This window comes from Micromonospora sp. HNM0581, assembly GCF_012726175.1.
In the GTDB taxonomy this organism is placed as follows: domain Bacteria; phylum Actinomycetota; class Actinomycetes; order Mycobacteriales; family Micromonosporaceae; genus Micromonospora.
In genome coordinates this window covers 35,522-53,572 of the sequence record NZ_JAASAD010000002.1, presented here as the reverse complement: position 1 = coordinate 53,572, position 18,051 = coordinate 35,522, and the positions used below count along the sequence as shown (strand labels likewise).

17 protein-coding genes are annotated in these 18,051 nt (G+C 71.3%); 11 read left to right on the top strand and 6 right to left on the bottom strand.

What is annotated here, in order from left to right:
• The first annotated feature begins 31 nt into the window (after positions 1–31).
• Complete coding sequence (locus HCA58_RS03175; protein ID WP_169596235.1) at positions 32–1,030, top strand: aldo/keto reductase family protein; 999 nt, start codon at positions 32–34, stop codon at positions 1,028–1,030.
• A 57-nt stretch (positions 1,031–1,087) separates the two neighbouring features.
• On the opposite strand, the gene HCA58_RS03170 is transcribed toward HCA58_RS03175, so the two are convergent.
• Both HCA58_RS03170 and HCA58_RS03165 read right to left on the bottom strand, forming a co-directional pair.
• Entirely contained in the window at positions 1,088–1,879 is a 792-nt protein-coding gene (locus tag HCA58_RS03170; protein WP_169596234.1) for a site-2 protease family protein, read from the bottom strand.
• Entirely contained in the window at positions 1,879–2,079 is a 201-nt protein-coding gene (locus HCA58_RS03165; RefSeq protein WP_169596233.1) for a hypothetical protein, read from the bottom strand. The genes HCA58_RS03170 and HCA58_RS03165 overlap by 1 nt, the downstream gene beginning before the upstream one ends.
• A 243-nt stretch (positions 2,080–2,322) precedes the next feature.
• Between HCA58_RS03165 and HCA58_RS03160 the strand changes: the two genes are divergently transcribed.
• The 4 genes from HCA58_RS03160 (at position 2,323) to HCA58_RS03145 (ending at position 6,548) form a co-directional block, all read left to right on the top strand.
• Positions 2,323–2,529, top strand: a complete 207-nt coding sequence (locus HCA58_RS03160; protein WP_169596232.1) for a hypothetical protein — start codon at positions 2,323–2,325, stop codon at positions 2,527–2,529.
• Positions 2,530–2,606: 77 nt separating this feature from the next.
• The gene (gene cobU / locus HCA58_RS03155; protein WP_169596231.1) at positions 2,607–4,427 is read left to right on the top strand and encodes a bifunctional adenosylcobinamide kinase/adenosylcobinamide-phosphate guanylyltransferase; all 1,821 of its coding nucleotides are present in this window, start codon (positions 2,607–2,609) and stop codon (positions 4,425–4,427) included.
• Positions 4,417–5,190, top strand: a complete 774-nt coding sequence (locus tag HCA58_RS03150; RefSeq protein WP_169596230.1) for an adenosylcobinamide-GDP ribazoletransferase — start codon at positions 4,417–4,419, stop codon at positions 5,188–5,190. The genes cobU and HCA58_RS03150 overlap by 11 nt, the downstream gene beginning before the upstream one ends.
• A gap of 68 nt (positions 5,191–5,258) precedes the next feature.
• Positions 5,259–6,548: a DUF2314 domain-containing protein gene (locus HCA58_RS03145; protein WP_169596229.1), complete on the top strand. Its 1,290-nt coding sequence runs from the start codon at positions 5,259–5,261 to the stop codon at positions 6,546–6,548.
• Positions 6,549–6,567: 19 nt separating this feature from the next.
• On the opposite strand, the gene gcvT is transcribed toward HCA58_RS03145, so the two are convergent.
• Positions 6,568–7,692, bottom strand: a complete 1,125-nt coding sequence (gene gcvT, locus HCA58_RS03140; RefSeq protein ID WP_169596228.1) for a glycine cleavage system aminomethyltransferase GcvT — start codon at positions 7,690–7,692, stop codon at positions 6,568–6,570.
• 163 nt (positions 7,693–7,855) lie between these two features.
• Between gcvT and HCA58_RS03135 the strand changes: the two genes are divergently transcribed.
• Positions 7,856–9,427, top strand: a complete 1,572-nt coding sequence (locus HCA58_RS03135) for a leucyl aminopeptidase (protein ID WP_169596227.1) — start codon at positions 7,856–7,858, stop codon at positions 9,425–9,427.
• Between the two features lie 57 nt (positions 9,428–9,484).
• Here HCA58_RS03135 and HCA58_RS03130 read toward each other — a convergent pair whose 3' ends face one another.
• Complete coding sequence (locus HCA58_RS03130) at positions 9,485–9,814, bottom strand: hypothetical protein (protein WP_169596226.1); 330 nt, start codon at positions 9,812–9,814, stop codon at positions 9,485–9,487.
• Between the two features lie 180 nt (positions 9,815–9,994).
• Here HCA58_RS03130 and lpdA point away from each other — a divergent pair, with 180 nt between their 5' ends.
• Both lpdA and sucB read left to right on the top strand, forming a co-directional pair.
• Entirely contained in the window at positions 9,995–11,386 is a 1,392-nt protein-coding gene (gene lpdA / locus HCA58_RS03125; protein ID WP_169596225.1) for a dihydrolipoyl dehydrogenase, read from the top strand.
• A 72-nt stretch (positions 11,387–11,458) separates the two neighbouring features.
• Positions 11,459–13,264 (top strand): 2-oxoglutarate dehydrogenase, E2 component, dihydrolipoamide succinyltransferase, encoded by a 1,806-nt coding sequence (gene sucB, locus HCA58_RS03120; protein WP_169596224.1) that lies wholly within the window; start codon positions 11,459–11,461, stop codon positions 13,262–13,264.
• Positions 13,265–13,419: 155 nt separating this feature from the next.
• Here sucB and HCA58_RS03115 read toward each other — a convergent pair whose 3' ends face one another.
• A complete protein-coding gene (locus HCA58_RS03115) occupies positions 13,420–14,364 on the bottom strand; it encodes an SDR family NAD(P)-dependent oxidoreductase (RefSeq protein WP_169596223.1) in 945 nt (314 codons plus the stop codon).
• A 138-nt stretch (positions 14,365–14,502) separates the two neighbouring features.
• Here HCA58_RS03115 and HCA58_RS03110 point away from each other — a divergent pair, with 138 nt between their 5' ends.
• The 3 genes from HCA58_RS03110 (at position 14,503) to HCA58_RS03100 (ending at position 17,488) form a co-directional block, all read left to right on the top strand.
• The gene (locus tag HCA58_RS03110; protein WP_169596222.1) at positions 14,503–15,081 is read left to right on the top strand and encodes a TetR/AcrR family transcriptional regulator; all 579 of its coding nucleotides are present in this window, start codon (positions 14,503–14,505) and stop codon (positions 15,079–15,081) included.
• 45 nt (positions 15,082–15,126) lie between these two features.
• Positions 15,127–16,452, top strand: a complete 1,326-nt coding sequence (locus tag HCA58_RS03105; RefSeq protein ID WP_169596221.1) for a low temperature requirement protein A — start codon at positions 15,127–15,129, stop codon at positions 16,450–16,452.
• Positions 16,453–16,588: 136 nt separating this feature from the next.
• Positions 16,589–17,488, top strand: a complete 900-nt coding sequence (locus HCA58_RS03100) for a TIGR01777 family oxidoreductase (RefSeq protein WP_169596220.1) — start codon at positions 16,589–16,591, stop codon at positions 17,486–17,488.
• A gap of 319 nt (positions 17,489–17,807) precedes the next feature.
• On the opposite strand, the gene HCA58_RS03095 is transcribed toward HCA58_RS03100, so the two are convergent.
• The gene (locus HCA58_RS03095) at positions 17,808–18,044 is read right to left on the bottom strand and encodes a hypothetical protein (RefSeq protein WP_205807484.1); all 237 of its coding nucleotides are present in this window, start codon (positions 18,042–18,044) and stop codon (positions 17,808–17,810) included.
• Positions 18,045–18,051 lie beyond the last annotated feature (7 nt).

Below are 18,051 nucleotides of genomic sequence, written 5' to 3'. Positions count from 1 at the left end.
CTGATGCGACCGGGCGGGCTAGGGTCGGAGCATGGAATTCCGACACCTGGGCCGCTCCGGCCTCATGGTCAGTGAGATCTCGTACGGCAACTGGATCACCCATGGTTCGCAGGTGGAGGAGGAAGCGGCGTTCGCCTGTGTACGAGCCGCCCTCGACGCCGGCATCACCACCTTCGACACCGCCGATGTGTACGCCGGCACCCGCGCCGAGGACGTCCTGGGCCGGGCGCTCCAGCAGGAGCGGCGCGAAGGCCTGGAGATTTTCACCAAGGTGTACTGGCCCACCGGTCCGGGCCGCAACGACCGGGGCCTGTCCCGTAAGCACATCATGGAGTCGATCAACGGATCGCTGCGCCGGCTGCGTACCGACTACGTGGACCTTTACCAGGCCCACCGGTACGACTACAGCACCCCGTTGGAAGAGACGATGGAGGCGTTCGCCGACGTCGTGCACTCCGGCAAGGCCCACTACATCGGCGTGTCCGAGTGGAAGGCGTCGCAGATCCGCGAGGCGCACGGTCTCGCCCGTGACCTACGCATCCCGCTGGTGTCCAGCCAGCCTCAGTACTCGATGCTCTGGCGGGTCATCGAGAGCGAGGTCGTGCCCACCTGCGAGGAGCTGGGCCTCGGTCAGATCGTCTGGTCGCCGATGGCCCAGGGGGTGCTCTCCGGTAAGTACCTGCCCGGCCAACCACCGCCGGCCGGCTCCCGGGCCACCGACGACAAGTCCGGTGCCGGCTTCATCGCCAAGTGGCTGACCGACGACGTGCTGACCCGGGTGCAGCAGCTCAAGCCGCTGGCCGAGCAGGCCGGGCTGAGCATGCCCCAGCTGGCCGTCGCCTGGGTGCTGCAGAACCCCAACGTGTCGTCGGCCATCATCGGGGCCTCCCGCCCCGAGCAGGTCCACGACAACGTCAAGGCGGCCGGGGTTAAGCTCGACGCCGGCCTGCTCAAGGCAATCGACGAGATCGTCGAACCGGTGACCGAGCGGGACCCGGCGCGAACCGAGTCACCGGCCGAGCGACCCTGACCCATCCTGCCCGGCCGACGTGCCGTACGCCGGCCGGGCGGGGCCTCGCCCCGGTGCTCAGCCCTGCCAGAAGCGAATCAGGTCGAGCCCGGTCGCGTAGAGCCATGGGGGCAGGCCGAGCAGGTCGCCGATGGCGAAGACGGCGGTGAAGAACCAGCCGCCGATCGTCGGGTTCCACAGCAACGCGAAGAGCAAGATGAACCCGTACGGCGCGAAAAGGTCGTACATGCGCCGGTACGGCGCGGTCAGCCATGGCTGGATCATGTTCCCGCCGTCGAGCCCCGGCACCGGCAGCAGGTTCAGCAGGCTCGCGGTGACCTGGAGGAACGCCAGCAGCGCCACCGCCGCCCAGAATTCCACCGGCCCGCCGCCGCTCGCACCGGACCGCAGCACCACCACCAGGACGAGCGCGAACAGGACGTTGGTGGCCGGTCCGGCGAGGCTGACCAGAGTGTGCCGCAACCGCCCGGGGATGACATGCCGGTCCACCCAGACCGCACCGCCGGGCAGGCCGATGCCGCCGAGCAGCACCACCACCACCGGCAGCGCGATCGACAGCAGCGGGTGGCTGTACTTCAGCGGGTTCAACGTGAGGTAACCGCGGTGGGCCACCCCCCGGTCGCCGCTGCGGTACGCCACCACGGCGTGGGCGTACTCGTGCAGGCAGAGCGAGACCAGCCAACCGGAGACGACGAACCCGAACACGGCGAGCCGGACGTTGCCGATGCCCTGCCAGGTCGACACGGCGCTCGCCACCAGCAGTGCGACGAGCGCCAGGAAGACCGGGCTGGGCCGGAAGGCGGCCCGGGGCACCCCGAGCACCAGCGACTCGGCGTCCCTCGGTGTCATCACTCCGCCACGGGCAGCAGACTCATCCGGTACTCCACCCGATCGTCTTCGAGGAGCGCGACCGAGGTGACGCCGGACGTGGCGAGTTCCCGCCAGCTTTGACCGATCCACGACTCGGCATCCGCCTGGCTACCGAACGACTCGACCGGGCCGTCGACCGACTCGCCGTTCGCGCCCTCGTACCGCCAGCTCCACGCCATGTGCGCGTCTCCCCTCGCCGCTGCTGCCCCTTGGGGCGGACCTTCGCCAGCGTAGTCGTACCGCAGCGCCGCCGGCCGGGCCACGGGCGTCGATCCACTGCCGGTACCGGTCACGGGGGGGGGGGGGGGAGCGGGGCCGCCAACGCCACCGGCTCTGCCGTGCGGGTGCGACTGATGCTGCCGTGACCGGGTATGTCCTTGCGGAGTCCGACACGCAGTCCGGCACACACGCAGGAGGCGACGATGACGACACCGATCCCGCAGATGGACACGGCGGAACTGCGCGACATCGCGGTACGCGGCGGAATCGACGGGGCCCGGGAGATGGACCGGGCGGAACTGATCGACGCCCTGCAGGCCCGCCCTGGTGAAGGCGCCTGGCAGGAGGATCCGAAACCGGCGAACGTCAACCCCAACGACTTCCTGTACCAGGCCCCCGAGCGGCGCTGACCGCGCCTGCCGGGGCGGCGGTACGGTGTCCGCACCTGCGATGCCCCGGCCACGGCGCTGGACGTAAGGTACGCAGCATGTCCCTAGACGGGTGGAACACGCTTCTGGTCCTCGGTGGCATCCGGTCCGGCAAGTCGGAGTTCGCCGAGTCCCTGGTCGCCGACGCGCCCACGGTCCGCTACCTGGCCACCGCCGCCGACCAGGGTGACGACCCCGAGTGGGCCGCGCGTCTCGCCGCGCACCGCGCCCGCCGGCCAGCGACCTGGAGCACGGAGGAGACCGCGGTCGACCCGCGTCGCCTCGCCGACGTGATCTCCACCGCCCGGCCGGAGGACACCCTGCTCGTCGACGACCTCGGCGGTTGGGTGACGGTCCTGCTCGACCCGGCTCACCAGCCGGCCGACGACACCGCCACCATCGACGAACTGGCCACCGCCGTGCGGTCCTGCGCCGCGCGGCTGGTGCTGGTCAGCCCCGAGGTCGGGCTGTCCCTGGTGCCCACCACACCGCTGGGCCGGGCGTTCACCGACGCGCTCGGCGCGGTCAACCGCGCCGTCGCGGACGTGTGCGACACGGTGGTCCTGGTGGTCGCCGGTCAGCCGTGCCGGTTGAAGCCTGCCGCCAGCCGACCCCCATCCGCCGACTCACCACCGGCCGGCGCTGTCCCGCCGGCGCCCAGCGCCACCGTGCCCGCCCAGGCCGGGCCGGCCGGCGAACCGCGGGTCACCTCCAGCGGTGCCCCGCTGCCCGGTTCGCCGCCGGTGACCGACCCGCAGGTGCCCACCGAGCCCGCCGCCGAAAGCACCGGCACCGGCTGGACCGCACCGACCATGGCACTTCCGGTGGCCGCGACGGGCCTGGTCATCCAGCCCGGCATGGAACTGCCCATGCCCGACGAGTACACCGGACCGCAGGCCGTCGACCGGCTGTCCGGCCTGGACGTACCCGGCAACGGGCTCGGCGCGCTGGAGCAGGTGCTCTCGTTCGCCGCCGCCACCCAGGGCACCCCGACCCCGACACCCTGGCGGTCGGTACGGGTGCTGCTGGTGCACGGCGATCACGCCGGCGGAGTCGCCGCCGGAACGGTGGCCGGTGAATCTGCCCGCCGGGCCGGGCAGGCCAGCGCGGGGCAGGGCGTACTCGCCCGGCTGGCCGCCGAGAGCGGAGCCAGCCTCCAGGTGGTGGACGCCCCGGCCGCCGCGCCGATCGAACACGGTCCGGCGCTGCGTCCCGAGCAGGTGCAGTCGGCCCTGCGCTACGGCTGGCGGCTGGCCGAGGAGGCGGCGGATGCCGGCGTGGAACTGCTGGTGCTGGCCGCGTGCGGCGCCGGCAGCGAGGCCGCGGCTGCGGCGGTGCTGGCCGCCACCGCCGGCGCCGAGCCGCCAGCGGTGCTGGCCCGGGTCGTCACCGCCGACGGCGAAATCGACGACGTGGCCTGGATGGCCCGCTGCGCGGCGGTCCGTGACGCGCTGCACCGCACTCGTCGTTCCCCCCGCAGCGCGATCGACGTGCTCGCCGAGCTGGGTGGCGGGGATTTCGCCGTCGCCACCGGCATCCTGCTGGGTGCGACCGCCCGCCGGCTTCCGGTGCTGCTGGACGGACCGGTCGGGGTGGCCGCCGGGCTGATCAGCCGGGACCTGGCCGGCCAGGCCCGGCACTGGTGTCTGTTGGCTGACGACGGTGGGCATCCGGCCGTCCGGCTGGCCGCCGACGTGCTCGGCCTGGATCCGCTGATCCGGCTGCGGCTCGACCTCGGCGAGGGGGCCAATGCGCTAGCCGTCCTGCCGCTGCTGCGCTCGGCGCTGGCATTGGCTGCCGCGTTGCCCTCCCGCCCCGACCCGTCCACCACCACGCCGGCCGGCGAGCCGGCGGAGACCTCCGCCGCCCGTGCCGGCTGAGCCTCGGCTCGGCGACGGAGCGCGGCTGGCGCTGACCACCCTAACCATCCTGCCGGTACGCGTCGGCCGGGTCGACCGGTCCACCGCCGGTACGGCGATGACACTCGCCCCGGCGGTCGGCGCGTTGCTCGGCGTACCGCTGGCCGGCGTGCTGCTGCTACTGGACGCTGCCACCACACCTCTGGTCGCCGCCGGTCTGACCGTCACGGCAGCCGCCCTGCTCACCCGTGGGCTGCATCTGGACGGGTTGGCCGACACCGTGGACGCGCTCGGGTCCTACCGACGTGGGCCGGCCGCTCTGGAAATCATGAAGAGGCCCGACGTGGGGCCCTTCGGCGTGGTCGCCCTGGTGCTCGTCCTGCTGGTGCAGACCGCCGCGCTGGCCGCGCTGGTGGACGGGCCCGGCCCTGCGGTGTTCGTCGCGGTGCTGACGGCCACCGCGGCGGGGCGGCTCGGGGTGACGCTTGCCTGCCGACGCGGTGTGCCGGCGGCGCGTCCGGAGGGGCTGGGTGCGCTTGTCGCCGGTAGTGTCGGTCCGGTCGCGCTGGCCGCCGTCACCGTCGCCGTCGTGCTGCTGGCGGTCGCGGCGGTGCCGCAACGGCCGTGGCAGGGTCCGCTTGTCGTCCTGGCCGCGCTCGCCGTCGCGGCCGGGCTGCTACGGCATGTGGTTCGCCGCATCGGTGGGATCACCGGGGACGTGCTCGGCGCGGCAGTCGAGCTGGTCACCACGCTGGTCTACCTGGGACTGGTGCTGTCCACCTGAGGCGGGGGCCCGGCGCCGGGTAGCGTACCTGCGACGACAGCACCGGCGCGGCCATCCCGGGAGACGACATGCTCATCACCGACGATTTCCTGCCCGTTCCGGTTCCGGAGTCGCTGAGCGCGACCTATCTGGTGCCGACGGCGGGGCTGCCGTCGAAGACCGCCCGGACGGCCGTCCAGGCGTTGGCCGGCCGGCTCGCCGAGCCGGTGTACGGGTTGGCCCGGCAGATGCTCGACAGTCCGCTGATGAGCGTCGACATCCGTCCCGTGGGCGAGTTTCCCGAGCTGCCGCCGGACCTGCTCACCGCGTTCGGGGCCAGCGAGGCACAACTGGACCGGCTGGCCGCGGCGACGCACCTGGTGGTGGTGCAGGCGGACTACCGACCGGGCTGGCCGCCGGCCCACGAGTGGGCTGCCCGGGCGGTGGCCGCAGCGGTCGCCGAGACCGTCGGTGGCGACGTGGTGGACGTCTTCGGCCTGCAGTTCCTGGACCCGGCCGCGGCGTTGCGCTCGCTACCCGACGAGCAGGGCCGGGTTCGGCTGGTCGACTGGGTACTGGTGCCCTACTCGTCGGACGCCGAGGGGCTGTGGTTCACCACCAAGGGGCTGCGCCGCTTCGGTCTGCTGGAGTTGCAGGCCCAGGGGGTGCCCGACCATCTCACCCGGGCCTGGGGCGCGGTGATGACCGGTGCCGCCCGGCGCCTGCTGCGGGACTGGACCGACGGGCTGGCCGGCGAGGAGGTCCCGGCGTTCGTGCAGCTACCGGTGCTGGCCACGGTGACCGGGCACGACATCGCGGTGGCGTACGGCAATCCGGAGCAGCACGGTGCGACCGCGCCGGTGTTGCTGCGCCTGGAACTGGACCCGGCCACCGACCTGGAGGCCGACTCCTTCCTCAGCCTGCGCCCTCCGGCCGGGCACCCGGGGCCGGCCGGACGTTACTTCGCCAACGCCTGCGCCACCCTTTTCTCAGGGATCCAGCCCGACGTGCGCTACGCCCGCTCGGGTGACGCGATGAGCCGGGCGATCACCACCGCCCGCGCCGGGCTGGCGGGCATCCGGGCCCGGTTCCGCGCCGGTCGTCTGCCGCCGGAGACGCAGCTGGTGGTCAAGTACGGGCTGCCGGGCGACGACGGCCCGGAGTACCTCTGGGCCGGCGTGACCGACTGGGATTCCCCGGACCGGATCGTCGGTGCCAGCGCCAACGACGCCAGCAGCGACCCCACGGTGCGCATCGGTTCCCCCGTCGTGGTCGAGACCGCCGACGTCGTCGACTGGGCTGTGCTGGACGCCGGCGGCGTCATCGAGGGTGGCTGGACCCAGGCCGTCCTCGACGCCGGTCAACCGCCTCCCCACTAGTTGACCGTCAGGTTGGCGGCTATGTGACGGAGGGGTCGATGAACGGGGGTCGGGTCAGGTGGACGGGCGTGCGGCGGTCGCGGATGTCGACGTGCAGTTCGGTGCCGTCGGGTACGGCGGGTGCGGTGTCGATCAGCGCAAGGGCGATGCCCTGCTTGCGGGTGGGGCTGAAGGTGCCGCTGGTCACCGTGCCGACGCAGGTGTCGCCCGCGTACACGGCCATGCCGGGGCGGGGAATGCCACGGCCGGCGGTGACCAGACCGCGAAGCGTACGCGCCGGGCCGGTGGCCTTCTCCGCGACCAGCGCGTCGCGGCCCCAGAAGGCGGGCTTGTCCCAGCCGACCGCCCAACCCGTGCGGGCCTGCACCGGCGTGATCTCCAACGAGAGGTCCTGCCCGTGCAACGGATACCCCATCTCGGTGCGCAGCGTGTCCCGGGCGGCCAGGCCGCACGCCCGCAGCGCCGGCTCGGCGGCGAACAACGCGTCCCACACCGTCGCCGCGTCGCCGGCCGGAACAACCAGCTCGTAGCCCAGTTCGCCGGTGTAGCCGGTCCGGCACACGGTCAGCTCGACATCGCCGAACACCGACGGCGCGAAGCTCATGTACCCGTGGCCGGTGGGCAGGCCGAGCCCGCTCAGCAGTTCTGCCGACCGGGGCCCCTGCACCGCCAGTACGGCATACCCCTGGTGTTCGTCGGTGATCGTGACCTGCGGTGGCGCGGCGGAGCGCAGCCGACGCACCACCTCGGCACTGTTCGCCGCGTTCGGAACGAGGAAGACGTGGTCGTCGGCGTGCAGGTAGGCGATGATGTCGTCCACCACGCCACCGGTCGCCTCGTCGCAGCAGAGGGTGTACTGCGCCCGACCTGGCCCGATGCGGCCCAGGTCGTTACTGAGGCAGGCGTTGACGAACTCCGCCGCCCCCGGCCCGGTGACCCGCACCTTGCCCAGGTGCGACACGTCGAACACGCCGACCCCCGTTCGCACCGCGGTGTGCTCGCGCAGCACTCCACCCCCGGCGTACTCCAGGGGCATCTCCCAGCCACCGAACGGAGCGAACTTGGCGCCGAGCGCGGTGTGCCGGCCGGCCAGCGGAGAACGACGCAGCCGGGTCGCGGCGGCGTCGGTGGTCACCTCGGTCATGGGTGGCAACTTACCGGCACGCGGCGGGCTGGTTAGCATCGGCGGGACCGCCGGATCAACCGGCGGGGCAGCAATGACGTCCGGCGGGTAAATCATCCGTCGGGGAACTCCACCGCCGGTACGCCACCACGCGACCGGCCCGGCCCGCCCGGGAGCAGCCTCCGTGACATCGCCCAGTACCACCCTGAGCCTGGTCGACACCGACCCCGCCGAGCTAGCCGTCGACGCGATCGTGATCGGCCTGCACAGTACGACCGGCGAGCAGGACGCCACCAGCGGCCCCGCCGGCACCCTGCTGCTCGCCAGCGGCGCCGAGAGCATCGCCGCCGCCTTCGACGGCAAGCTGACCGAGACGCTGGCCCTTCTCGGTGCGACCGGCGGCCCAGGCGAGGTGATCAAATTGGCGACGCTGGGTACGGTCACCGCGCCGGTGCTCGCCGCCGTCGGCCTCGGTCCCGAGCCCAGCGGTGCCGCACCCGCCCCGGAGACGCTGCGCCGGGCGGCGGGCGCCGCCGTTCGGGCCCTGGCCGGTGCGGCCCGGGTGGCGCTGACGCTGCCGCTTCCCGACGACGCCGACGCCGATGCCGCGCTGCGCGCGGTCGCCGAGGGGGCGCTGCTCGGCGGTTACCGTTTCGCCGGGTACAAGACCCGGCCGCAGCCGAACCGCCGTGAGCCGGTGGCCGAGGTGCTGGTGGCTGTTCCGGACGCGGCGGACGCGGCGGCGCAGGCCGAGCTGACCCGCGCCCGGACGGTGGCCGGTGCGGTCCGGCGGACCCGTGACTGGGTGAACATCGCCCCGAACGAGCTGCGTCCACCGGGCTTCGCCGACGCGGTCGCCGAGGCGGGTCGGGCGGCTGGCCTGGAAGTGGAGGTGCTCGACGAGGTCGCGCTGCGCGAAGGCGGATACGGCGGCATCACCGCCGTCGGCCAGGGGTCGGAGGCGCCGCCACGGATGGTCAAGCTGACCTACGTCCCGGACGGCGGCGGCACCGGTAAGCGGATCGCCCTGGTCGGCAAGGGCATCACCTTCGACACCGGTGGCATCTCGATCAAGCCGGCGCAGGGCATGTGGGAGATGAAGTCCGACATGGCCGGCGCGGCGGCGGTGGCCGCGACCATGCTGGCGGTGGCCGAGCTGAAGCCGCCGGTGGCGGTCACCGGCTACGTGCCGATGGCCGAGAACATGCCGTCGGCGACCGCGTACCGACCCGGCGACGTGATCACCATGTTCAACGGCAAGAAGGTGGAGGTGCTCAACACCGACGCCGAAGGCCGGATGATTCTCGGTGACGCGATGGCGCGGGCCTGCGCCGACGGCTGCGACTACCTCTTCGAGACCTCCACCCTGACCGGTGGTCAGGTCGTCGCACTCGGCAAGCGGGTCGCGGGTGTGATGGGCACGGCGGAGCTGTGCGAGCGGGTCCGCGACGCCGGTGACACGGTCGGCGAGCCCGCCTGGCCGATGCCGCTGCCGGATGACGTGCGCAAGGGTATGGACTCCGACGTCGCCGACATCTCGCAGGTGAACGCAGGCATGGACCGGGCCGGTCACATGCTCCAGGGCGGTGTGTTCCTGCGCGAGTTCGTCACCGACGACGTCGCCTGGGCGCACATCGACATCGCTGGCCCGTCGTACCATCCGGGCGAGGCCACCGGTTACTGGTCCAAGGGCGGCACCGGCGTCCCGGTCCGTACCCTGCTGCACCTGATCGACGACGTCGCCGCCAACGGCTGAGGCGCACGGAAGGGTCCCTCGCTGCCGCCTGGCGTAAGGGGCCCTTCCGGGCCCGGCTCAGTACTGCTCGGGACGGCGTTTGCGGCGCTCGTTGTAGTCACGCATCCGCTGCGGGTAGCCCATCAACGCCACGTCGTAGATCGGGATGCTCAGTCGGTACGCGAACCGCCGGGCGCCGTCCGGCCCGTCGATCCGGCGTCGGGTCCACTCGCCGTCGTCGGCGATCAGGATGACCGTGGTCTCGGTGACGGTGGTACGCGGTTCGATGTATGCCTCGACGCCCTTGCGGGTATGAACAAAGTTCTCAAGGTGCTCCAGATCGGCACGATTGGCCCTACGGTCAGGGTCAGCCGCGCGTGGTCGCTTACTTCGCCGGAACAGTCCCACCGAGCCGTCTCCCCCAGTCGTGGCGTATCGAAGGCAGAGCCAAGGGTACGTGGCGACAACGTGTCGTTGGGCACCTCGGTACGCGGGTGCGACGAGGTGGTGACAAGATGGCCGAGGTGGGGTGTGTCCGTGTTACCCCGCCGTGACCCCCGATGCAGCGAAGCGACCTGGGAGTTGGACGTGAGCGAGCCGAACGACGCAACCTTCGACATCGTCATCCTCGGAGGTGGTAGCGGCGGTTACGCGACCGCCCTGCGCGCCACCCAGCTGGGCCTCTCCGTCGCGCTCGTGGAGAAGGGCAAGCTCGGAGGCACCTGCCTGCACAACGGTTGCATCCCGACCAAGGCACTGCTGCACGCCGCTGAGATCGCCGACCAGACCCGCGAGTCGGAGCAGTTCGGCGTGAAGGCCGAGCTCGTCGGCATCGACATGGCCGGGGTCAACTCGTACAAGGACGGCGTGATCTCGCGGCTCTACAAGGGCCTGCAGGGCATGCTCAAGGGCAACAAGTCGATCACGATTGTGGAGGGGCACGGCCGGTTGGTCGCTCCGAACACGGTCGAGGTGGACGGCAAGCGGTACACCGGCCGTAACGTGGTGCTGGCCTCCGGGTCGTACGCCAAGAGCCTGCCGGGCCTGGAGGTCGACGGTGAGCGGATCATCACCAGCGACCACGCCCTGACCCTGGACCGGGTTCCCACGTCGGCGATCGTGCTCGGCGGCGGTGTGATCGGCGTCGAGTTCGCCAGCGTGTGGAAGTCCTTCGGAGTGGACGTGACGATCATCGAGGCCCTGCCCCGGCTGGTCGCCGCCGAGGACGAGGAGTCGTCGAAGGCGCTGGAACGGGCCTTCCGTAAACGTAAGATCAACTTCAAGGTCGGCAAACCGTTCGAGAAGGTCGAGAAGACTGACAACGGTGTGAAGGTGACCATCGCCGGTGGCGACACCATCGAGGCCGAGCTGCTGCTGGTCGCGGTCGGCCGGGGCCCGAACACCGCCGATCTCGGCTACGAGGAGCAGGGCGTCAAGGTCGACCGGGGTTACGTGCTCACCGACGAGCGGCTGCGGACGAACGTGCCGAACGTCTACGCCGTCGGTGACATCGTGCCCGGTCTCCAGCTCGCTCACCGCGGCTTCCAGCAGGGCATCTTCGTCGCCGAGGAGATCGCCGGCCAGAACCCGGCGGTGATCGACGAGGCGGGCATTCCCCGGGTCACCTACAGCGATCCCGAGCTGGCGTCGGTCGGCCTCACCGAGGCGAAGGCCAAGGAGCACTACGGCGCCGACAAGGTCAAGACGTACAACTACAACCTCGGCGGCAACGGCAAGAGCCAGATCCTCAAGACGGCCGGTTTCGTGAAGCTGGTGCGGGTCGAGGACGGCCCCGTGGTCGGCGTGCACATGGTCGGCGCGCGGGTCGGTGAGCTGGTCGGCGAGGCACAGCTGATCTACAACTGGGAGGCGTACCCGGGCGAGGTGGCACAGCTCGTGCACGCCCACCCCACGCAGAACGAGGCCCTGGGCGAGGCACACCTCGCTCTCGCCGGCAAGCCGCTGCACGCGCACGCCTGAGCACGACGTACCCGCGGCGCCCGGCGACGGGCGACGCTCCCCCCACCAGGGAAATGAAGGAGTCTGGAGAACATGCCGGTATCGGTCACCATGCCCCGGCTCGGCGAGAGCGTCACCGAGGGCACCGTCACGCGCTGGCTCAAGCAGGAGGGTGACACCGTCGAGGTCGACGAGCCGCTGCTTGAGGTGTCCACCGACAAGGTCGACACCGAGATCCCGTCCCCGGCGGCCGGGGTGTTGACCCGGATCGTGGTGGGCGAGGACGAGACGGCCGAGGTCGGCAGCGAGCTGGCGGTGATCTCCGGCGAGGGCGAGTCGGCCGGCGACGGAGCCGCCCCGAAGCAGCAGGAGCCCCCCGCCGAGCAGGCCACCGCGGCGGCGGCGGAGCCGCAGGCCGAAGCGGAGCAGTCGGCCGTCGAGGAGCCGGCGCAGGCCGCCGAGGCGCCGTCGGGTGAGGGCACCCCGGTGAAGATGCCGGCCCTGGGCGAGAGCGTCACCGAGGGTACTGTCACCCGCTGGCTGAAGCAGGTCGGCGAATCCGTCGAGGTCGACGAGCCGCTGCTGGAGGTCTCCACCGACAAGGTCGACACCGAGATCCCGTCCCCGGTCGCCGGTACCGTGCTGGACATCACGGTCGCCGAGGACGAGACCGCCGAGGTCGGTGCGACCCTGGCCGTGGTCGGTGCCGCCGGTGGCGCCCCAGCCGTGTCGAAGCCGGAGCCGAAGCCAGCAGCGGAGGCGAAGCCGGAGCCCGGGCCGCAGGCGAAGCCGGAACCGAAGCCCGAGGTCTCGGAGCCGACGCCGGGCATGTCGTACAACGAGCCGGCTGCCGAGGCCGAGATCGCGCAGGAGCCGGCCAAGGCCGAACAGGCTGCGCAGCCCCCGACACCCGTCGCTCCGCAGCGCGCGGCAGCACCGTCCAACGGCGGTGAGCAGGCGGCCGGTTATGTGACGCCGCTGGTGCGCAAGCTGGCCGGCCAGCACAACGTGGATCTCGCTTCGGTCAACGGCACCGGGGTCGGCGGACGGATCCGCAAGCAGGACGTACTGGAGGCAGCCGAGGCTGCCAAGGCTGCCAAGGCAGCACCGGCTCCGGTGGCGCAGCCGGCTGCGGGGGCTCCCACCAAGCCTGCCGCCAAGCCGCAGCCGAGCGCCAAGCGGGGTACCACGGAGAAGCTTCCCCGCATCCGCGCGGCGATCGCCAAGCGAATGGTGTCGTCGCTGCACGAGATGGCGCAGCTGACCACCGTTGTCGAGGTGGACGTCACCAAGGTCGCCAAGTTGCGGACGCAGGCCAAGGAGTCGTTCCAGCAGCGGCACGGCGTCAAGCTGTCGTTCCTGCCGTTCTTCGCCCTCGCGGCCATCGAGGCACTCCAGACGTACCCGATCGTCCAGGCCAGCATGGACTTCGACGCCGGGACGATCACCTACCCGGACGCCGAGAACCTCGGCATCGCGGTGGACACCGAACGGGGTCTGCTGGTGCCGGTCATCCGCAACGCGGGTGACCTCAACCTGGGTGGTATCGCCAAGCGGGTCGCCGACCTGGCCGAGCGGACCCGGACCAACAAGATCAGCCCGGACGACCTTGCCGGCGCGACCTTCACGCTCACCAACACCGGCAGCCGGGGCGCTCTCTTCGACACCCCGATCATTCCGTCTCCGCAGGCAGCGATGCTGGGTACGGGTGCCGTGGTCAAGCGTCCGGTGGTGGTGAACGACCCCGATCTGGGCGAGGTCGTCGCGGTACGCCAGATGGTCTACCTGGCCCTGTCGTACGATCACCGCCTCATCGACGGCGCCGACGCGGCCCGCTTCCTCACCACGGTGAAGGAGCGCCTGGAAGCCGGCAACTTCGAGGCCGAACTGGGTCTGTAACCCTCCCCAGCGCACCAGCAGGGCGCCCCGGCCCACCCACCACCGACCCACTTGTTGATCATGAGGTTGGCGGCGTTCTTGATCTTAGAATGTGCCGCCAACCTCATGATCGACGCGGCCTTCCGCCAGGGTGGGGTGGGGGTGGGGAGGGTGGGTCAGGGAGTGGGGGTGTTGGTGCTCAGGTTCCAGAGGCGGTGGGCGGATTCGGGGTCGAGGGCGTAGTCGGCGACGCCCGCGCGGGTGCCCGGCTGGTGGGGTGCGGCCGGCTGGCAGTCCTCGAAGTAGCGACCGCCGACACCGTCGAGCAGGGGCGAGGCGGCCAGCAGGACCGAGGTGGCGGCGCCCTGCTCCGGGGTCTTCCAGGAGGGCGCGGTCGGACCGCTCTGGGCGCGCAACCGGGTCAGTTCCTCCCCGCTGAGGTGCCGCTGAAGGTTGGTGTGGATGACTCCGGGGTGCAGTGCGTTGACCAGGATGCCGTCGTCGGCCCACCGCCGGCTCGCCTCAACGGCGAACAGAATGTTCGCGGTCTTGGACTGCCCGTACGCGGCCCACGGCTCGTAGGCTCGGCGCTCGAAGTGGATGTCTTCGAAGACGACCGGCGACCTCTGGTGCGCCGCCGAGCTGACCGAGACGATCCGGGCGCCCCGGGCGGCAGCGAGTGCCGGGCGTAGTCCGGTGGCGAGCGCGAAGTGTCCCAGGTGGTTGGTGGCGAACTGCATCTCCCAGCCCTGCGGGGTACGCAGCTCGGGTGAGGCCATGACGCCGGCGTTGTTGACCAGGATGTGCAGTGGCCCGTCCCAGTTCGCCGCGAAGGCGGCCACCGAGGCCGGGTCGGCCAGGTCGAGTGGGGCCACGGTGACTCGATCGTTGCCGGTCGTGCCGGTGATGTCCGCAGCTGCCCGCTCTCCCTGCACGGCCTTGCGGACGGCGATGGTGACGTGGGCGCCGGCGGATGCGAGCGCTCGCGCGGTCTCCATGCCGATGCCTGAACCTCCGCCGGTGACGATGGCCCGGCGTCCGGTGAGGTCGACGCCGGCTACGACGTCCAGCGCGGTGGAAGCCGCGTTGAACGGGGTGCTGACAGGTGTGCCGATGGTCATGTTCCATCCTTGTCGCAGAGGTACGGCGGTCGAACTCGCCGCCACGATAAGAAACGGAGGATCCTCCGTTACCGACCAGGCTAACCGGAGTCTCCTCCGTTTGCCACCCCGGGCGGAGGCCGCCCCTCAGGAGGAGACGTGCCGGAGCAGCCAACCCGCCCGCTACGCGCCGACGCGCAGCGAAACCGCCACAGGTTGCTGGAGGCGGCCGTCCGCGCGTTCTCCAGCCACGGTGCGGACGTGACCCTGGAGCAGATAGCCCGCGACGCCGGGGTGGGCATCGGTACGCTCTACCGGCACTTTCCCACCCGTGAGGCGCTGGTCGAGGCCGCCTACCGCAACGAGTTGGAACGGCTCTGTGACTCCGCCGCCGAACTGCTCGAAGAGCTGCCTCCCGAAGCGGCGACCCGGGCCTGGATGGACCTCTTCATCGACTACCTCTCCACCAAGCGGGAGATGGCCGACGCGCTGCGCCTGGTGATCGCCGCCGGCACCAACCCGTTCGCACAGAGCCGGGACCGGCTACTCACCGCCCTGACCCGTCTGCTCGCGGCGGGAGCGACGACCGGCACCATCCGCCCTGACGTGGACCCCGGCGACGTCCTCGCCGGGCTCAGCGGGGTCTCGCTCGTCGCCGGCGGCCGGGAGCAACGTGACCAGGCCCGACGCCTGCTGAATCTGCTGATGGACGGCCTCCGCTACCGCCAGCCGGGCTGACCCGAAACGGGATCACACCCGCGTCGCCGCTGACAGACTCAGGGCGTGGGCGACGCAGGCTGGCGGGGGCGGCTCGGTCCCGCCGTCGGCATCGCACCCGGTACCCGAGTCGACAAGTTCGAGATCTTCTTCGACCTGGTCTTCGTCTTCTCGTTCTTCATCATCGCCCGTGCCACGGCAGCCAACATCAGCGGCAGTCAACTGTTGCACGCCGCGCTGGTGCTGGCCGTGCTCTGGTGGTGCTGGGTGGTGCACACGATGGTGGCCACCCGCATCCGTATCGGCGAAGGCTTCGTGCCGGTGCTGATGGTCGTCGGAATGGCCGCGCTGTTCAGCTTCGCCCTCGCCCTGCCGCAGGCGTTCATGGTTCCGCGCACCAGCGAGGCCGGGCCGGTCGTCGTCGCAGTGAGCTACGTGGTCATCCGTGTCGTGCACCTCGGGCTCTTTCTGCACATCATCAAGGACAACCCGACCGAACGCCGACACTTCTTCCGCTTCCTTCCCGAACTGACCCTGAGCACCTTCCTGCTGCTGGTCGCCGCCCTGCTGCCCGCGCACATCCCCGACGCCAGGCTGGCCGAACTCGTCCGGTACGGACTCTGGGTGACCGTGGTACTGCTCCAGTACGGCAGTGGACTGCTCATCCGCACCTGGGGCTGGCGGGTGACCTCGGCGGAACACTGGACCGAACGGTACGACCTGATCCTGATCATCGCCCTCGGCGAATCGGTGATCTCCGTCGGTCTCGGCAGTAACCTGCTCGGCCAGTCACCGACCCTGCCCGGGGTGGTCGCCGCAGGGCTCGGCATCGTCTTCACCGCCGCCCTCTGGTGGGTGCACTACGACCTGATCGGCCCGGCCGCCCGGATCGCCCTGCACGCCACCCTCGGCCAGGCACGGGTGCTGATGGCCCGCGACGCCTACGCCTACCTCTACCTGCCGATGATCGCGGGAATCATCACCTTCGCCCTCGGCGCCGAAGGTATCCTCCACGACATCGCCAAGCCGGGACTACCGGTCAGCGAGCCGGCACAGGGCCCAGACGTGCCGCTGCTGTTCGGCGGAGTGTTCCTCTACCTGCTCGGCAACATGCTCTTCCAGCTACGCACCCTGCACACACTGAGTTGGACCCGGGTCGGCACCCTGATGGTGCTACTCGCCGCCATCCCGATCGCCAAGCCGCTGCCCGGCCTGGCCACCCTCGGTCTGCTCACCGCCATCTGCGTCGGTCTGGTCCTCGCCGAGGTGGTACTGATGTCCGAGGCCCGGCACACGCTACGCGCGGTCGTCTTCGAGGAACGCACCGCCCACGAGGCTCACGAAGCCACCTACCGCGCCCGCTGGCACGACCAACCCCCCGGCACGACGTAGGAAGCGCCCCGTCTCGCTGCCAGGACGGGACGCCGCCTTGCGTCTTCGGTCAGCGGTGTTCGTCCGAACGGGGCCACCACGCCAGCGTGACCGACTCGACCGGACCGGGTCGCCGCGCGTACCCGAAGATGGGGGTATGCGGATCCTCATGGCCGGCGCGTCCGGCTTTCTCGGCACCCGGCTGGTCGACCTGCTCGTCGCCGACGGGCACCAGGTGACCCGGCTGGTGCGACGACCACCGCGCACAGCAGACGAGCGACAGTGGTCGCCGTCGGCTGCCCAGCTGGACCCGGCGGTGGTCGCCGAGGCCGACGCGGTGGTCAACCTGGCCGGTGCGGGTGTCGGTGACCGGCGCTGGGACGACAGCTACCGACGGTTGATCAGATCCAGTCGGGTGGACAGCACGGGCACCCTGGCCACCACGATCGCCGGCCTGCCCGCGGTCGACCGGCCGGAGGTGCTGGTGAACTCCTCGGCGATCGGCTGGTACGGCGACACCGGCGACCGGGTGGTCGAGGAGGACGCGCCGGCCGGTGAGGGGTTCCTCGCCGACGTGGCCCGGGTGTGGGAGGCGGCCACCCGGCCAGCCGAGGACGCTGGGGTACGGGTGGTGCGGCTGCGTACCGGGCTGCCGCTGCATCGCGACGGTGGGCTGCTCAAGCCGCAACTGCTGCCGTTCAAGCTGGGCATCGCGGGCCGCCTCGGCAGCGGCCGGCAGTGGGTGCCGTGGATCTCGATGGTCGACTGGCTCCACGCGACCACGTTTCTGCTAACCCGGGCGGACATCGCCGGGCCGGTGAACGTGGTCGGCCCGGCCCCGGTCACGAACGCCGAGTTCACCCGTGAGCTGGCCCGCCAACTGAACCGCCCGGCGGTCATCCCGATCCCGGCCCTGGCCCTCAAGGTCGCCCTCGGCGGCTTCGCCCAGGAGGCCCTCACCAGCACCCGCGTACTCCCCGGCGTCCTCAACCGAGCCCAGTTCGTCTTCCGCCACCCCGACCTCCCCACCGCCCTCCAGGCCGCCCTCCACCCCTAAACCCACCCACCTCACCCCACCCCCCGAGCCCCCCACCCCTCGCGCCCCCTCGCGCCCCCTCGCGTTGATCATGAGGTTGACGGCCGTTGGAAGATCGACTACTGCCGTCAACCTCATGATCAACGCGAGGGGTTGGGGGGGTAAGGGGGTGGGGGGGCTCGGGGGGCGCTGTTGAGGGCGAAGGCCGCGTCGTGGTACGTCGAGCAGATGGTGTCCAGCGCTGCGGCGGTGCCGCACTGCTCCAGGCCGGAGCCCGGGTCGACGGGGGTAACGTGCCCCAGGCCGGCGACCCGGTGCACCGTGACGAAGCCGACCGCGTTTAATCCACCATCTGTTTGGTGGAGAGCGCCTCACCCCACCCCGGGCCCGACCGGAGCACCTGCGGGCAGGTTGTCCGGCCGGTACGCGTACAGGGCGAGTTTCCGGGGTTGGAGCCGAAGCCGGTGACCTGGGTCAGCGACGCGGCCTGGGCGGGTGCGGCGACGGCCACCAGCATGGTGGCAGTCAGGGCCAGCCCGGCCAGCGCACCGGCGAGCCGGGTACGGGTGCGGTGCACAAGAGCT

What these genes read in the sequence shown, in the direction of transcription:
- HCA58_RS03175 (WP_169596235.1), top strand. Translation starts at nt 32, where the DNA reads ATGGAATTCCGACACCTGGGCCGCTCCGGCCTCATGGTCAGTGAGATC.
- HCA58_RS03170 (WP_169596234.1), bottom strand. Translation starts at nt 1,879, where the DNA reads ATGACACCGAGGGACGCCGAGTCGCTGGTGCTCGGGGTGCCCCGGGCC.
- HCA58_RS03165 (WP_169596233.1), bottom strand. Translation starts at nt 2,079, where the DNA reads ATGGCGTGGAGCTGGCGGTACGAGGGCGCGAACGGCGAGTCGGTCGAC.
- HCA58_RS03160 (WP_169596232.1), top strand. Translation starts at nt 2,323, where the DNA reads ATGACGACACCGATCCCGCAGATGGACACGGCGGAACTGCGCGACATC.
- cobU (WP_169596231.1), top strand. Translation starts at nt 2,607, where the DNA reads ATGTCCCTAGACGGGTGGAACACGCTTCTGGTCCTCGGTGGCATCCGG.
- HCA58_RS03145 (WP_169596229.1), top strand. Translation starts at nt 5,259, where the DNA reads ATGCTCATCACCGACGATTTCCTGCCCGTTCCGGTTCCGGAGTCGCTG.
- gcvT (WP_169596228.1), bottom strand. Translation starts at nt 7,692, where the DNA reads ATGACCGAGGTGACCACCGACGCCGCCGCGACCCGGCTGCGTCGTTCT.
- sucB (WP_169596224.1), top strand. Translation starts at nt 11,459, where the DNA reads ATGCCGGTATCGGTCACCATGCCCCGGCTCGGCGAGAGCGTCACCGAG.
- HCA58_RS03115 (WP_169596223.1), bottom strand. Translation starts at nt 14,364, where the DNA reads ATGACCATCGGCACACCTGTCAGCACCCCGTTCAACGCGGCTTCCACC.
- HCA58_RS03100 (WP_169596220.1), top strand. Translation starts at nt 16,589, where the DNA reads ATGCGGATCCTCATGGCCGGCGCGTCCGGCTTTCTCGGCACCCGGCTG.